Source organism: Micromonospora arida (assembly GCF_003857035.1).
In the GTDB taxonomy this organism is placed as follows: domain Bacteria; phylum Actinomycetota; class Actinomycetes; order Mycobacteriales; family Micromonosporaceae; genus Micromonospora; species Micromonospora arida.
Window position 1 is genome coordinate 38,439 of the sequence record NZ_QGSY01000158.1, and the last position, 14,417, is coordinate 52,855.

The 14,417-nt window shown below is 72.3% G+C and carries 12 protein-coding genes; 9 read left to right on the forward strand and 3 right to left on the reverse strand.

Annotation, left to right across the window (positions count from 1 at the left end):
- The first annotated feature begins 33 nt into the window (after positions 1-33).
- The gene (locus DLJ58_RS11730) at positions 34-1,176 is read left to right on the forward strand and encodes a polysaccharide pyruvyl transferase family protein (protein WP_124855712.1); all 1,143 of its coding nucleotides are present in this window, start codon (positions 34-36) and stop codon (positions 1,174-1,176) included.
- A gap of 8 nt (positions 1,177-1,184) precedes the next feature.
- On the opposite strand, the gene DLJ58_RS11735 is transcribed toward DLJ58_RS11730, so the two are convergent.
- Positions 1,185-1,391 (reverse strand): hypothetical protein, encoded by a 207-nt coding sequence (locus DLJ58_RS11735; RefSeq protein ID WP_030488784.1) that lies wholly within the window; start codon positions 1,389-1,391, stop codon positions 1,185-1,187.
- 82 nt (positions 1,392-1,473) lie between these two features.
- Between DLJ58_RS11735 and DLJ58_RS11740 the strand changes: the two genes are divergently transcribed.
- Entirely contained in the window at positions 1,474-1,992 is a 519-nt protein-coding gene (locus tag DLJ58_RS11740; RefSeq protein WP_124855714.1) for a DinB family protein, read from the forward strand.
- A 28-nt stretch (positions 1,993-2,020) separates the two neighbouring features.
- Here DLJ58_RS11740 and DLJ58_RS11745 read toward each other — a convergent pair whose 3' ends face one another.
- Complete coding sequence (locus tag DLJ58_RS11745; RefSeq protein WP_124855716.1) at positions 2,021-2,893, reverse strand: carbohydrate kinase family protein; 873 nt, start codon at positions 2,891-2,893, stop codon at positions 2,021-2,023.
- Between the two features lie 192 nt (positions 2,894-3,085).
- Here DLJ58_RS11745 and DLJ58_RS11750 point away from each other — a divergent pair, with 192 nt between their 5' ends.
- Together DLJ58_RS11750 and DLJ58_RS11755 are read left to right on the forward strand one after the other, a co-directional pair.
- Positions 3,086-6,403: a DEAD/DEAH box helicase gene (locus DLJ58_RS11750; RefSeq protein WP_124855718.1), complete on the forward strand. Its 3,318-nt coding sequence runs from the start codon at positions 3,086-3,088 to the stop codon at positions 6,401-6,403.
- Positions 6,400-7,302, forward strand: coding sequence for an SWIM zinc finger family protein (locus tag DLJ58_RS11755; protein WP_124855720.1), 903 nt, complete (start codon positions 6,400-6,402; stop codon positions 7,300-7,302). The genes DLJ58_RS11750 and DLJ58_RS11755 overlap by 4 nt, the downstream gene beginning before the upstream one ends.
- A 46-nt stretch (positions 7,303-7,348) precedes the next feature.
- Here DLJ58_RS11755 and DLJ58_RS11760 read toward each other — a convergent pair whose 3' ends face one another.
- The gene (locus DLJ58_RS11760; protein WP_091409372.1) at positions 7,349-7,606 is read right to left on the reverse strand and encodes a DUF3040 domain-containing protein; all 258 of its coding nucleotides are present in this window, start codon (positions 7,604-7,606) and stop codon (positions 7,349-7,351) included.
- 428 nt (positions 7,607-8,034) lie between these two features.
- On the opposite strand from DLJ58_RS11760, the gene DLJ58_RS11765 reads away from it, so the two are divergent.
- From DLJ58_RS11765 to DLJ58_RS11785, 5 genes are read left to right on the forward strand one after another with little or no spacing between them, the layout of a single operon-like run.
- Positions 8,035-10,110 carry a DUF1800 domain-containing protein gene (locus tag DLJ58_RS11765; RefSeq protein WP_124855722.1) on the forward strand — a complete coding sequence of 692 codons (2,076 nt, stop codon included), beginning with the start codon at positions 8,035-8,037 and terminating at the stop codon, positions 10,108-10,110.
- An 8-nt stretch (positions 10,111-10,118) separates the two neighbouring features.
- The gene (locus DLJ58_RS11770) at positions 10,119-11,501 is read left to right on the forward strand and encodes a DUF1501 domain-containing protein (RefSeq protein WP_124855724.1); all 1,383 of its coding nucleotides are present in this window, start codon (positions 10,119-10,121) and stop codon (positions 11,499-11,501) included.
- Complete coding sequence (locus tag DLJ58_RS11775; RefSeq protein ID WP_124855726.1) at positions 11,498-12,916, forward strand: ferredoxin reductase family protein; 1,419 nt, start codon at positions 11,498-11,500, stop codon at positions 12,914-12,916. Before DLJ58_RS11770 ends, DLJ58_RS11775 begins: the two co-directional genes overlap by 4 nt.
- Positions 12,917-12,929: 13 nt before the next feature.
- Positions 12,930-13,508, forward strand: a complete 579-nt coding sequence (locus DLJ58_RS11780; protein WP_124855728.1) for an FMN-binding protein — start codon at positions 12,930-12,932, stop codon at positions 13,506-13,508.
- Between the two features lie 49 nt (positions 13,509-13,557).
- Positions 13,558-14,280 carry an FAD:protein FMN transferase gene (locus DLJ58_RS11785; protein WP_124855814.1) on the forward strand — a complete coding sequence of 241 codons (723 nt, stop codon included), beginning with the start codon at positions 13,558-13,560 and terminating at the stop codon, positions 14,278-14,280.
- The last annotated feature ends 137 nt before the right edge of the window (positions 14,281-14,417 follow it).

The following is a 14,417-nucleotide window of genomic DNA, read 5'->3' on the forward strand; positions in this document are numbered from 1 at the left end:
CCGGCGCGGACCGCACCTGGGGAGGAGCGACGGATGACGCACGGCGCCGGACTGACCATCGGTGTGCTGGGCTCGTACGGTGGGCGAAACCTCGGCGACGAGGCGATCCTCACCGGCCTGCTCACCGATTTGCGTACGCAGGAACCGAACGCCCGGATCATCGTCTTCTCTCGGAACCCGGAGCACACCCGGGCCGCACACCCGGACGTCGAAGCGGTGCCCTGGGAGGGCGTGAGCCGTACCGACTCGGCCCTGGTCCTGGCCCAGCTCGACCTGCTCATCCTGGGCGGCGGCGGCATCCTGTACGACCGGGAGGCCCGCCGTTACCTGCGGGTGGTCCGGGTGGCCCAGGAACGCGGCCTGCCGCTGATCACGTACGCGGTGGGGGTCGGGCCGCTCAGCGACGGGGTGGACACCGGCATGGTCCGGGAAACGCTCTCCAGCGCGACCCAGGTGACCGTCCGGGACCAGGAGTCCCGAATGGTGCTGGAGGAGGCCGGTCTGCTCAACCCGATCACGGTCACCGCGGACCCGGCGTTCCTCCTGCAACCGGAGGAGTTCCCGGCCCACCTGCTGGCCGAGGAGGGTGTGCCGGTCGGCAAGCGCCTCGTCGGGATCAGCGTGCGGGAGCCGGGCCGGGCCGCCGAACGCCTCGACGTGGACGGCTACCACCGGCTGCTGGCCCAGATCGGTGACTTCCTGGTGCACCGGATCGACGCGTACGTGCTGTTCGTACCGATGGAGCGCGACGACATCCGGCACTCGCACGGGGTGCTGTCGCACATGGTCGCCGCCGAGCGAGGTCGCATCCTGCACGGCACCTACTCTCCGCAGCAGGTGCTGGGGCTGATGCGCCACTTCGACCTGGTCGTCGGCATGCGCCTGCACTTCCTGATCTTCGCGGCGATGGTCGGTACGCCGTTCCTGCCCCTGCCGTACGCCGGCAAGGTCTTCGACCTGGCCCAACGGCTCGGCGTGCCGGCGCTACGCGGCGTGGAGCGAGAGGTCGAGGGGCCACTGCTGGCCGAGGTCGACCGACTCTGGGACGAGCGGGAGCAACGCGCCGAGGCCACCGCACGACGGGTGGCGGAGGTGTGCGATCAGGCGCGGGGCACCTCGGAGGTCACCCGCGGCGTGTTGGAGAGCCTGCGAAGCCAGACCCTCACCCGGGTCTGAGCGGGGGGTCACACCGCCGGGCCGGTCCACCGGTAGCGCCACTCACGGGCCTCCTCGCGGGCGGTCTCCAACTCGTAGATCTGCGCGTCGGCCAGCCCACCGGAGCCGAGGTGATGGTGGGTCAGCGGCGGACGACCGTTGCTGTCCAGTTCGACGGTGATGGTCTGCCCGTCCGCCGTGCCGCCGACGAGAAGGATCTGCACGGATGAAGCCATGCGCCCATCCTGCCCGGCGTAGCGCCCGCCCGCAGCGGTTAGCGGGGCAGCGGGGCGCCCGGCCCGTAACTAGGGTCGGCGGATGGAGCAGACGATCGATCCCACGCTCGGTCCGGTGCTCGCCCGCACCGGCGACGAACGCGCCGTCCTGACCTCGTTCCTCGACTTCCACCGCGCCGTGTTGCTGCGCAAACTGCGCGGTCTCTCCGACGCCGACGCCCGCCGCCGGCTGGTGCCGTCGGCGACCACGCTCGCCGGGCTGGTCAAGCACCTGACCCTGGTCGAGCGGAACTGGTTTCCGACCCTGTTGGCCCCCGAGCCCGGCGACGTCTACCTGACCTCCGAGGAGGACGCCGTCGCCAGCTTCACCCTCGGCGACCAGGAGACCGTCGCCGGGCTCGCTGAGGCGTACGAGCGGGCCTGCGCCCGTTCCCGAGCGGTCGCCGCGAGCATCGACCTCGACCACGTGGTGCCGCATCCGCAGCTCGGTGAGGTGTCACTGCGCTGGATTCTGGTGCACATGATCGAAGAGACGGCCCGGCACGCGGGCCACGCCGACATCTTGCGCGAGTTGACCGACGGCGAGGCCGGCGCGCTCTGAGCCCCGGGTCGGCGCAGGCCGTCGGCCGTCAACCGGTGGGCAACAGGCCCGGCGGGTACTCCATCCCGTCATGCGTACAGGCCGCAGCGGCAACCCGCGCCGCGTACCGGGCGGCACGCGCCAGTGGCTCACCGCGCAGCCGGGCGGCGATCAGGCCGGCCGCGAAGGCGTCGCCCGCCCCGTTGGTGTCCACCACCGGCTTTGCCGGGACGGCGGGCGGGACGGGCAGTGCCGTGCCGTCGCCCGGGTACAGTTCGGCGCCGTCCGCGCCGCGGGTCACCACCACCATCCGGGGTGCCAGCGTGCCGGCGAGCGACGCGGCCCGGTCGCCCAACCGCACCCCGCTCAGCAGAACCAGGTCGACGACCTCCGCGAACGGCCGATGGTAGGTGTTCTCGCCGTCCCAGTCGTGCAGGTCGGTGGAGAGCGCCACACCCTTCGGAACGGCAGCTCGCACGGCGGACAGCAACGGCACCGCCCAGTCCATGATCGAGAGGTGGACGTGCCGGGCGTCGCGGACCAGTGCGGCCAACTCGGTGGCGGGAAACGGTGGACCACCCTGCCACGGGCGCGGGTCGTACAGCGACGTGCGCCGCCCACCCGGATCCACCAGGTTCACCGACCGGCGGGTGCCGCCCGGGTGCTCGGCCAGCAGCGCCGGCACCTCGGCCCGGGTCAACGCCGCTCGGACCAGCTCACCGGCCGGGTCCGCACCGAGGGTGTCGACCACCAGTACGCGCAGGCCGAGCGCCCGAGCGGCCAACGCCACCCCGGCGCCGGTGTTGCCGATCCGCAGCTCGATCGGCTCGACGGTGTGGGAATCGGCAGCCGGGAGCGGCAGCGCGGGCACCCGAACCCGTACGTCCACCCCAAGCCCGCCAAGAACCAGCAGATCGACCACAACGCCGACGCTAGCCCGTTGCCGCTCCCACCTCCAGTGCCCCGCGATCTTGCGCTTTCTGTCGCGACAAAAGGTGCATCATTCGTAGAACGCCGACACGAACTGCAAGATCGCGCAGGTGGGCCGGTGGGTGCGGACGTCTGGTCAGGCGGGCCGCCTATCCTGGGGGCGGGCGGCGACTAGGGGGAGCAGGTGCTGGTCATCCACGGGCTGTGGTTGCCCGGCGGCAGCTCGACCGGCGGCCTCGCCGTCTGGGCCGAGGACAGCGCCGCACCGATTCCCGCTGCGCGTTCGGGCCGACCGGCCCGGGAACGCCCGCACCCCTTCGCCGCCGGGCACACCCACCTGGCCGCCGTCCTCGCCGACGCCGCCGAGCCGACCCGGCCGGACACCGCGTTGCTCACCCTGCCCACCCTGGCGGGCGCGCCGACCGACTCACCCGAGCTGATCCGCACCACCGTCGCACCTGCGACCCGCGGCCGGCTCACCCTGGCCGGGTGGCGGGTCCCCACCCTGGTGTACGCCCCGGACGACGCCCTGTCGCTGCTGCAAGCCCTGGACGACATCCCGGCGGTGGCCGGGGCCACCCTGCGGCACCTCGCCGAGCTGGCCGACTTCGCCGCCGACCTGGTGACCCGTGGCCGCGTCCTCCCCGGCGTGCGCACGGGCGACCAGCTGCCCGGTGCTGGCGCGACGGCGGCGTCAGGAGCTACTGGGCAGGCGGCAGCGCAGGCGATCTGGCGTCCGCTGCTGACCGGCACCGACGCCGCCTGGGCGCGCTCGCTGGCGCTGGCCCTGCCACCCGCTGCCCGAGCCGCCGTCCTGCCGCCCGCCACCGCCGCGTTGCCGTCCACCGCCGTCCTGCCGCCCAGCGCCGCCGCTGCTCAGGGGTCCACCGGGAGCGCCGCCGCCTCCGCTGCGGCGACCGTCGGTTCGGGCGGGCCTGAGCTGACCGCTGCCGCCCTGGTCGCGGATGCGCTGGATGCGTTGACCGACGCTGCCGCACGGGCTGCGCTGGCGACCACGACGCTGGCCCGAGGGCTGCGCCCGGGTGGCCCGGCGCCGGCCTGGCTGGCCGCGCTCGCCGGCCCGCAGCGGGACTTCACCATCGACCCGGCCGGGCTGGCCACCCTCTCCGCCGAACTGGACGCCTGGCAGCGCGACGCCGCCGGTGGCCCGGTGCGGGCCAGTTTCCGCCTGGTGGAACCAGCCCCCGACGAGGTCACCGAACCGATCCTGGCCACCCGGGCGCTACCCGCCGACGGCGCGCCCGTGCCCGCCGACGACGCGCCCGTGCCGGTGCCCGCCGACGACGCACCCGTGCCGGTGCCGGTCGGGTCGATCGGTGCCGGGCGCTGGCGGTTGGAGTTCGGGTTGCAGGCCGCGGACGAACCCGGCCTGCACGTCGACGCCGGGGAGATCTGGCGAGCGCCGCAGACCCTCGGCGGCCTGGTCGGCCGGACGACCAGCCCGCAGGAGACGCTCCTCGCCGAGCTGGGCCGGGCCAGTCGGCTCTGGCCGGATCTGGACGCCGCGCTGCGTACCGCCGCCCCGGAGGCGATGGACCTCGACGTCGAGGGGGCGCACCGGTTCCTCAGTGCGGGCGCCCCGGTGCTGCACGCGGCCGGTTTCGGGGTGCTGCTGCCCTCCTGGTGGCAGCGTCCGTCGGCACGACTGGGCGCCCGGTTGCGAGCGCGCAGCCGCACCGCGCCGGGCACGGTGGGTGGCGCCGATGCCGGTGTCGGTCTGGACGCCCTGGTCGACTACCGCTGGGAAATCGCGCTCGGTGACCAGCCGCTGTCCGCCGAGGAGTTGGCGGCGTTGGCCGAGACGAAGACCCCGTTGGTACGGCTCCGCGGCCGGTGGGTGGAGCTGGACCCGGGGCGGCTCGCGGCCGGGCTGCGCCTGCTCCGCTCCGCGGGCGAGCTGACCGTCGCCGACCTGCTCCGCCTCGGGCTGGCCGACGGCGAGGCCACCGGCGAGCTGCCGGTGTTGGAGGTGACCGCCGACGGGGCGCTGGGCGACCTGCTCGCCGGCGCGGTCGAGCGGCGGCTCACCCCGCTGGACCCGCCACCGGGCTTCCGGGGGACGCTGCGGCCGTACCAGCAGCGGGGACTGGCCTGGCTGGCCTTCCTGCGCTCACTGGGCCTGGGCGGTGTGCTCGCCGACGACATGGGGCTGGGCAAGACGGTGCAACTGCTCGCGCTGCTCGCCGGGGACCCACCGGAGGCCGGGCCGACCCTGCTGGTCTGTCCGATGTCGCTGGTCGGCAACTGGCAGCGGGAGGCGGCCCGGTTCACCCCGGAGCTGCGGGTACACGTACACCACGGTGCCGAGCGGGCGCGGGGGGCGGAGTTCACCGCGGCCGCGCACGGCGCGGACCTGGTCCTCACCACCTACTCGGTTGCCGCTCGCGACGCCGCCGACCTGGCCGGCATCGACTGGCACCGGGTCGTGGTGGACGAGGCGCAGGCGATCAAGAACGCGTCGACCCGGCAGGCCGAGGCGGTTCGCGCGCTGCCCGCCCGGCAGCGGGTGGCGGTGACCGGTACGCCGGTGGAGAACCGCCTCGCCGACCTCTGGTCGATCATGCAGTTCGCCAACCCGGGTCTGCTCGGGCCGGCGGCGACGTTCCGCAAACGGTTCGCCGAGCCGATCGAGCGGCACGGTGACGCCGAGGCCGCCGAGCGGCTCCGCCGGATCACCGGCCCGTTCGTGTTGCGCCGGCTCAAGACCGACTCGTCGATCATCTCCGACCTGCCGGAGAAGCTGGAGATGGAGGTGCTCTGCAACCTCACCGCGGAGCAGGCCGCGCTGTACCGGGTGGTGGTCGACGACATGCTCGCCCGGATCGAGACCAGCGACGGCATCGAACGACGCGGCCTGGTGCTGGCCACCATGACCCGCCTCAAGCAGGTCTGCAACCACCCCGCCCAACTGCTGCGCGACGGCTCACCGCTGGAGGGCCGCTCCGGCAAGCTGGCTCGGCTCACCGAGATCCTGGAGGAGGTGCTGGCGGCGGGGGAGCGGGCGCTGCTCTTCACCCAGTACGCCGAGTTCGGTGCGATGTTGCGGGGTCACCTGTCGGCGCGGTTCGGCCGGGAGGTGCTGTTCCTGCACGGTGGCCTCGGAAAGGCCGAGCGGGACGCCCTGGTGCAGCGTTTCCAGTCGGCGGAGGGTCCGCCGCTGTTCGTCCTCTCTCTCAAGGCCGGCGGCACGGGGCTGACCCTGACCGCCGCGAACCACGTGGTGCATGTGGACCGGTGGTGGAACCCGGCGGTCGAGGACCAGGCCACCGACCGGGCGTTCCGGATCGGGCAGCGCCGACGGGTGCAGGTGCGCAAGTTCGTGTGCGCCGGCACCGTCGAGGAGAAGGTGGCCGCGCTGATCGCCGACAAGCGCAGCCTCGCCGAGCGGGTGGTCGGCACCGGCGAGCAGTGGATCACCGAGTTGTCCACCGGCCAGTTGCGGGACCTGTTCGCCCTGGAAGCCGGCGCGGTGGTGGAGTGACGGACTTCGCCGACTACGGGCGCCCGCGTCGGGTCGACGGGGGTCTGCGGGCGCGTAGTACCCGGGGCGCGATCGGCAGGTCCTGGTGGTCGCGGCGTTTCCTGGAGGTGCTGGAGTCGTTCGCGCTCGGCACCCGGCTGACCCGGGGCCGGTCCTACGCGCGGGCCGGTCAGGTGCTCACGCTCGACATCACACCCGGCCGGGTCGACGCGGTGGTGCAGGGCTCACGGCCGCAGCCGTACCAGGTGTCGATCGCGCTGAAGCCGTTCCCGGCGGCGCTCTGGTCCCGAATCGAGGACGAGCTGGCCGGGCAGGCGTTCTTCAGCGCCCGGCTGCTCGCCGGGGACCTCCCCGACGAGTTGGAGGAGCTGTTCGCCGCCGCCGGCGCGCCGCTCTTCCCGGCCGCCGTGGGCGAGTTGACCCAGCGCTGCAACTGCCCCGACTTCGCGGTGCCGTGCAAACACCTCGCGGCGACGTTCTACCTGTTGGCCGAGGCGTTCGACGCGGACCCGTTCGAGTTGCTGCACTGGCGCGGTCGGTCCCGGGCGGAGTTGCTCGACGAACTTCGCGCCCGGCGGGCCGCGACCACCGGTGCCACCCCACCGCCCCCACCGGTCGACCCACCGTCCGAATCGGACGGTGCGGTGTCGACAGTGGAGGCCGTGGCACCGGTCGGTGCCGCCCGGGCGCTCGCCGGGCTGTCGGCGACGCCGTTGGCGGATACGGCGGACCGGTTCTGGTCAGCGCCGGTGCCGCTGCCGGATCGGCCGCCCCGACTGGTGACCGGCACCGACCTGCTGCTGCGCCAGCTCGGAGCGCCGGCCCCGGCCATCGGTGGGCCGGGACTGCTCGAACGGTTGCGCCGCGCGTACCGGGCGTTCGGTCCGGCCGACAGGTGAGCTGTCACGTCCACCGGTTGAGCCGTCCCGTCGAGCGGTTGAGCAGTCACGTCCAGCGGCGGCGGAACCGCCACATGATCGCGGCATTGGCCACCAGCACCACCGCGCAGATCGCGCCGGTGAGTCGACCGGCGAACACGGCTATCGCCGGCAGCGACGCCCACAGCACGATGGTCAACAACATCAGGTAGCGGCCCCTGCGGGCTCGGGCCCGGTGGTCCAGCCGGTTGAAGAAGGCCGGGTCACTTTCCCGGAGCTGACGGGTGATCTGGTCGAATCTGCGCTGATCCTCTTTGCTGAGCATGGCGCTGCCTTCCCCTCACGCGTTCAGCGGTTCGGCGGCATACCCGCTGCGGTGGCGGATCACGCTCGCACGCTGCTGCTTTTCCTCCACGCGAGCGCGCTTCACGTCCGGCTTACCTGAACCTTAAGTTTGCCTTTGGTGGCGAACCGCGCCGAAAGTGTCGGCTACGACGGCGTGGTCCGATCCGTGCTCGGCTGCCACGCGTAGGCCCTGCTGGGAAGGTCGGCCGGCCGGACCGCCGCACCGTCCGTCGCCGAGGTCGCACTGAACGCTGTCTTAAGTGCCCTCATGAATGGGTTCCGGCCACCTTGAAGGGTCATGGGGCCTTGGTTACTTTGCCGTAGCAACCCCCTCAGGCAACAGTCGCCGCACCTGCCGCACCTGCCCGGTAGCAGCTTCCGGCGCTCATCAGAAATCGGGATTGGTACATGGCCGACCAGAATGTGCCACCACGTCGACCGCGGGACGACCGCGGTTGGGACGGACATCAGCACCCCAGCGCTGACGGCTACGGCGACCCCCACACGCCCGCGCCGTACGGCTACGATTCGCCCCACCCCTACCAGGGCGGCTACGCCGAGCAGACCGACCCGCGTGAGCAGTACGCCGGGCAGCCCGCGCCCGCCCCGCGCGGTCCGCAGTGGGTCGGCCCGGAAGGCCTTGGCCGTCCGGCCCCGGCACGACCTGCCGGCACCGGACTGCCCACCCTCGACGATGACGACGAGCCGGGTCGCAAGGTCGGCCGACGTAAGGCGATGGTGGCCCTTGGCGGCACCGCCGCCGTCGTCGCCGGTGGCGCGGCGCTCGCCATGACCCCGCAGATCCGTGGCCTCTTCGGCGACGAGGCGGCCGGCGACGCGACCGGCAGCACGCTGACCGACGGCACCGCGGCGCGGCCCAGCGGCCAGCAGCCCAGCACGGTGCGTACCTATACCGAGCAGAACGAAAGCTACATGGGTTCCCGGGCCGGTGAGGCGCTGAAGAAGAACGCGCCGGCCGGTGGGCGGACCTTCTCCGGCCCGGCAGCGGCCGCGGCGGCGACCAAGGTGACCGTGAAGACGGTGCTGGCCAAGGACCCGATCCTGCACCTGGCCCGGCGCACCACCTTCGGCGTGACGCCCGCGGTGATCGCCGACATCAAGCGCGATGGCATGGACGCCTGGATCCGCGGCCAGCTGGACCCGGAGAAGTTGGAGCCGAGCAAGGGCGAGCTGAAGCTCGCCGAGCTGCCGACCCAGAAGCTCTCCGTGCAGCAGCTGCGCGACCAGCGGGACAAGCTCAACGATCAGGACGCCCAGCCGGAGCGGGAGATGGTCGACGCCACCATCGCCCGGCAGATCTGGTCCAAGCGCCAGCTGTTCGAGGTGATGGTCGACTTCTGGAACGACTTCCTGCACGTCGCCGCTGACTTCGACGGCGGCGAGGTGTACCGCAACTCGTTCGACCAGGACGTCGTGCGCAAGCACGCGCTGGGCAGCTACCCCGAGATGCTGGTGGCCGCGAACAAGCACCCGGCGCTGCTGATCTACCTGAACCAGAAGGACTCCCGCAAGGACGCGATCAACGAGAACCTCGCCCGGGAGAACCTCGAGCTCTACTCGGTCGGCGTCGACGGTGGCTACAAGGAGCCGGACGTCCGCCAGGCCGCCATGCTCCAGACCGGCCGCGGCGTCCAGGACGGCAAGTACGTCTTCCGCCCCGAGCAGCACTACGTCGGCAAGGTGAAGATCCTCGGCTTCACCCACCCGAACAACTCGGCCGACCCGAAGAAGGCCGAAGCGGCGATCGACGCGTACATCACCTACATCGCGACGCACCCGTCGACCGCGAAGTACGTGGCGCAGAGCCTGGCCACCCGGTTCGTCTCGGACACCCCGCCGAAGTCCCTGGTGGACCGGCTGGCCAAGACGTACACCGCCAACAAGGGCATGATCAAGCCGGTCCTGATGACGCTGTTCTGCTCCTCGGAGTTCTGGGCCGGTGTGGGCCAGAAGGTGCGCCGGCCGATGGAGTACCTGGTCGCCACGTACCGCACCCTGGGTGTCTCGCCGGAGGCGTCGCCGAAGCACAACAACGGTGACAGCAAGCGCACCGCGTACGCCCGAGGGCTGCGCCAGATCCACGACAAGATGCGCGAGCTGGGCCAGTACCCGATGGGTCAGCCCACCCCGGACGGCTACCCGGACGTCTACGTCGCCTGGACCTCGGCCGGCGCCATGCTCAACGGCTGGAACGAGGCGGGCGAGATCCTCGCCGGCTACCGGACCACCTTCACGTACACGGCGCCGGAGAAGCTGGTCGCCAAGCCGCCGGCGACGGCCGGGGCGTACGTGGACGCGCTCTCCCTGCGGCTGGTGGGCCAGAAGCTGAGCACGCGGGAGAAGAACCTCATCCTCGGCGTGGCCGGTGTGGCGACGACCACCAAGGTCGACGCCACGTTCAACGGGGCCATCACCGCCGTCGCGCGGGCGATCCTCGCTTCCCCCCAGCACCACCTCCGGTGAGGCACCCGATGGAGAAGACTGTGTACAACTCTTTCCCCCTGCACCCCGAATGCCCCGACGTGCGACGGCTGGCCGACAACCCGGCCGAGGCGTTGCTGCGCGCCGAGGCGGACATCGTCGCCGCCGAGAACGCCGCCGAGTTCGACAGGTACCGCACCCTGGAGAACCTGGAGGAGGCCCAGCAGGACGGTCGCGGCGTGACCCGGCGGACCTTCGTCGCCGGTGCCGCGGCCACCGCCACCGCGCTGGCCACCGCCCAGTTCGTCACCACCTCGGCGTCGTTCGCGGCGACCAAGACCGGCACCCTGATCCACGTCTTCCTCTACGGCGGGCTGGACGGCCTGAGCCTGATCGCGCCGGACAACGACGCGGTGCTCAACAAGGCCCGGCCCGACCTGCTGCTCGGCAACGACTCGCTGGCCCTGGGCCGCGGCTTCAAGCTGACCGGCGCGTTCAAGCCGTTGGAGAAGTGGCTCACGGCCGGTCAGCTGGGCTTCATCCCGGCGGTCTCCGACGAGCGGCTGTCCCGCAGCCACTTCCAGGCCGCGGACGCCTGCAACCTGGGCGGGCTGCCCAACGAGACCGGCGGCCGGGGTTGGCTCGACGGTCTGGTCGACAACCTGGGCAAGGGCACCGCGTTCCGCAGCGTCGGCGTCGGCAGCACGCTGCCCCGCTCGCTGGTCGGCAACAACGGCGCCATCTCGCTGAACAGCGTGGGCTCGCTGCGCCTCAACGGTGACGAGCGGTTCCGGGCCGCCACCGAGAAGGCGATCAAGGGGCTCTTCACCGGGATCAACCACCCGGTCGAGGAGGCCGTGCAGGAGGGCATGGGCGCCCTGGCCACCGCGCAGAAGCTCGCCGCCAAGCCGTACCAGCCCGCTGAGGGCGTCACGTACGAGGGTGTCGGCCGGGCGTTCCAGCAACTCGCCCAGCTGATCAAGGGCGGCGCCAACGTGCGGGTCGCCACTGTCGGCATGGGCGGCTACGACACCCACGAGAACCAGGGCACCCGCGAGGGCGGCCAGCTGTACCGCCGGTTGAACGAGCTGGCCAGCGCCATGGCGGCCTTCTTCACCGACCTCGGCCCGAAGGCCGCCGACGTGACGATCATGGTGTCCAGCGAGTTCGGCCGTCGGGTCGGCTCCAACGGCGGCGGCACCGACCACGGGCACGGCGGGGTGGTCACCGTTCTCTCCGGCAAGAAGCTGGCCGGTTCGCTGCTCGGCACGTGGAACGGCCTGGACAAGCTGGACTCCGGCGACGTGCCGGAGTACAACAACATGTTCAACGTCTACGGCGCGGTGGCGCAGGGCCGGTTCGGGCTCACCAACGCGGAGGTCGACAAGGTCTTCCCCCGCCAGAAGTACGCCCCGATGAAGCTGTACGCGTGACGCATTCGCACACCCACGCCGCCGGCCGTCGTACCGGGACCTCGTCCCGGTATGGCGGCCGGTCGGCTGCGCCCGTACCCCCGCAGATCCCGGACCGGCGCGGACCCGGCGGCCGACGGCTGCTCGGCGTACTGCTCCTGGTCGGCCTGCTCGCCAGCGTGCTGCCGTGGTGGTTGGGCACCCCCGCCGGATCGCTGCGCAGCACCGCGGCCACCGTCACCGCGGCCGGCCGGATCACCGGCCTGATCGCCGGCTACCTGCTGCTGGTGCAGGTGCTGATGATGAGCCGACTGCCGGTGCTGGAACGGTGGATCGGCGGCGAGCACATGGCCCGCTGGCACCGGGACATCGGCGCCACCCTGCTGGTCACCGTGCTGGCACACATGTCGCTGATCCTGGTCGGCTACGCCGACCTGCGTAACCAGTCGATCCTCGCCGAGGTCGGCACGTTGCTCGGCGACTACGAGGACATGCTCTCGGCGTTCGTCGCCACCGGCATCATGATGCTTGTCGGGTTCAGCAGCATCCGGGCGATCCGGCGAGCACTGCCCTACGAGCTGTGGCACCTGCTGCACCTGTCCAGCTACCTGATCCTGCTGCTCGGCTTCGGCCACCAGTTCACCCACGGCGCGCAGCTGTACAAGCCCGGCCCGGTGCGCACCGGCTGGATCGCGCTCTACCTGCTGGTGATCGCCGCCCTGCTCTGGGGCCGCGTGATCGCCCCGGTGGCGTTCAACCTGCGCTACAAGCTGCGGGTCGCCGACGTGGTGGCCGAGAGCCCGGACACCATCTCCATCTACCTCACCGGGGAGCGGCTCGGCCGGCTGGCGATGCTCGGCGGCCAACACTTCCGCTGGCGGTTCCTCACCCGGGGCTGCTGGTGGCAGTCGCACCCGTTCTCCGTCTCCGCCGCCGCCAACGGGCGCTGGCTGCGGGTCACCGTCAAGGTGGTCGGCACCCACACCGCCGACCTGCGCGACCTGGAGCCGGGCACCCGGGTCTGGGCCGAAGGCCCGTCGGGGACCTTCACCGCCGCGCACCGGCTCCGCGAGCGGGCGCTGCTGATCGCCGGCGGCAGCGGCATCACACCGATCCGGGCGATGCTGGAGGAGTTGCCGCCGGGCGCCGCGCTGATCTACCGGGCCCGCACACCGGCCGACGTGCTGCTCAGCCGCGAGTTGGACTGGCTGGCCCAGGAACGCGACACCTCCGTCTGGTACGTCATCGGCTCCCGCGACGACCCCGGCCCCCGCCAACTGATGAGCCCCGACGGGCTGCGGCAACTGGTGCCCGACGTGGCCCGGCGCGACGTCTACCTGTGCGGGCCGCCCGGTCTGGTGGAACAGTCGGTGCGTGCGCTGCGGCGGGCCGGCGTGCCCCGACGGCAGATCCACCTGGCCACGTTCGAGCTGTAGGAAGGGCATCCCCATGCGTCGCGCGCTCCTCGCGATCACCGGCCTGGCCGCCAGCACCACCGCGCTGGTGGTGTTCAAGGGCTCGCCGGGCACCAGCCAGGTCGCCCAGAACCTGCCCACCGCCCAGCCGGTCAACCCCACCCCGCAGGATGTCGAGCCGAGCGCCGACCCGTCGGGCGTGGCACCGAAGCCATCGGTGACAGCCGACGCGCCCACGTCGCCCAAACCCACCAAGAGCACCGCCCGTCCGTCCGGCACCCGGACCACCACGAAGGCCGCACCCCGGACCACCACCAAGGCACCCCAGTCGACCACCCGCCGGGTCACCGGCAACGGCTTCGACAACGAGTACGGGTACGTGCAGGTGCAGATCGTCGTCTCGGGTAACCGGATCGTCGAGGCCGTCGCGCTGTCGCTGCCCAGCGGGGGTGAATCCGACATCCACAGCGGCGACGTCCGCGACAGCTACGACGGCAGGGGCGGCGAGGTGGTGCAGAAGCAGAACGCCAACCTCAACACCGTCTCCGGGGCCACCGAGACCAGCAACTCCTACAAGCAGTCGCTGCGGTCCGCCATCGAGCAGGCATTCTGACGTGCGGGCCACGCTGACCCGACCCGGGCTGTGCCGGGTCGAACAGATCATGGGTACGGCGATCACCCTGGACCTCGCCGACGACCTGCCACCGGCGACCCTGCGCGAGCTGGCCGACGACGTCTTCGCCTGGATGCGCGAGGTGGACGCGCGGTTCAGCACCTACAAGCCGGACAGCGAGGTGTGCCGCTTCGACCGGGGTGAGGTGCTGCTCTCCGAGGCGTCCGCGGACCTGCGGTACGTGCTGGAGACCTGCGCCGACCTGTGGGGCGCCACCGACGGGTTCTTCGACGCGTACGCCACCGGTCGGCTCGACCCGTCCGGCTTCGTCAAGGGCTGGGCCGCCCAGGTCGCCTCGGACCGCCTCGTCGCCGCCGGTGCCGTCAACCACTGCGTGAACGCCGGCGGCGACGTACGGGTGCGAGGTCTGTCGCCGTCCGGTGAGCCGTGGCGCATCGGCATCCGGCACCCGTGGGACGCGATGGCGGCCTGCCTGGTGCTCAGCGGGACCGACCTGGCCGTGGCCACGTCCGGCGTGTACGAGCGGGGCCGGCACGTGCTGGACCCTCGCCGAGGCGCACCGGCCAGTGGGCTGCGCTCGGTGACTGTGGTCGGCACCGACCTCGGGTTGGCCGACGCGTACGCCACCGCCGCCCTCGCCATGGGCACCCCCGGCCTCAACTGGCTGGCCCGCCTGGACGACCACACCCACGCGGTGATAACCGACAACGCCCGCCAGTACCACTCCGTCGACCTCCCGCTGACCGACTAGCGGAGAGGACGGTGGGTGCCGGCTGGGCGGGAGCCGGTGGGGCGTGGGCGGCCGGGGCGGGACCCGGCCGGTCGGGTGCCGGCCCAGCGGCGCCCCGGGTGGCTGCGCCGGGGCGGCTCGGTGCCGCCGGGGTGAGG

What these genes read in the sequence shown, in the direction of transcription:
- DLJ58_RS11730 (WP_124855712.1), top strand. Translation starts at nt 34, where the DNA reads ATGACGCACGGCGCCGGACTGACCATCGGTGTGCTGGGCTCGTACGGT.
- DLJ58_RS11735 (WP_030488784.1), bottom strand. Translation starts at nt 1,391, where the DNA reads ATGGCTTCATCCGTGCAGATCCTTCTCGTCGGCGGCACGGCGGACGGG.
- DLJ58_RS11740 (WP_124855714.1), top strand. Translation starts at nt 1,474, where the DNA reads ATGGAGCAGACGATCGATCCCACGCTCGGTCCGGTGCTCGCCCGCACC.
- DLJ58_RS11760 (WP_091409372.1), bottom strand. Translation starts at nt 7,606, where the DNA reads ATGCTCAGCAAAGAGGATCAGCGCAGATTCGACCAGATCACCCGTCAG.
- DLJ58_RS11765 (WP_124855722.1), top strand. Translation starts at nt 8,035, where the DNA reads ATGGCCGACCAGAATGTGCCACCACGTCGACCGCGGGACGACCGCGGT.
- DLJ58_RS11770 (WP_124855724.1), top strand. Translation starts at nt 10,119, where the DNA reads ATGGAGAAGACTGTGTACAACTCTTTCCCCCTGCACCCCGAATGCCCC.
- DLJ58_RS11780 (WP_124855728.1), top strand. Translation starts at nt 12,930, where the DNA reads ATGCGTCGCGCGCTCCTCGCGATCACCGGCCTGGCCGCCAGCACCACC.
- DLJ58_RS11785 (WP_124855814.1), top strand. Translation starts at nt 13,558, where the DNA reads ATGGGTACGGCGATCACCCTGGACCTCGCCGACGACCTGCCACCGGCG.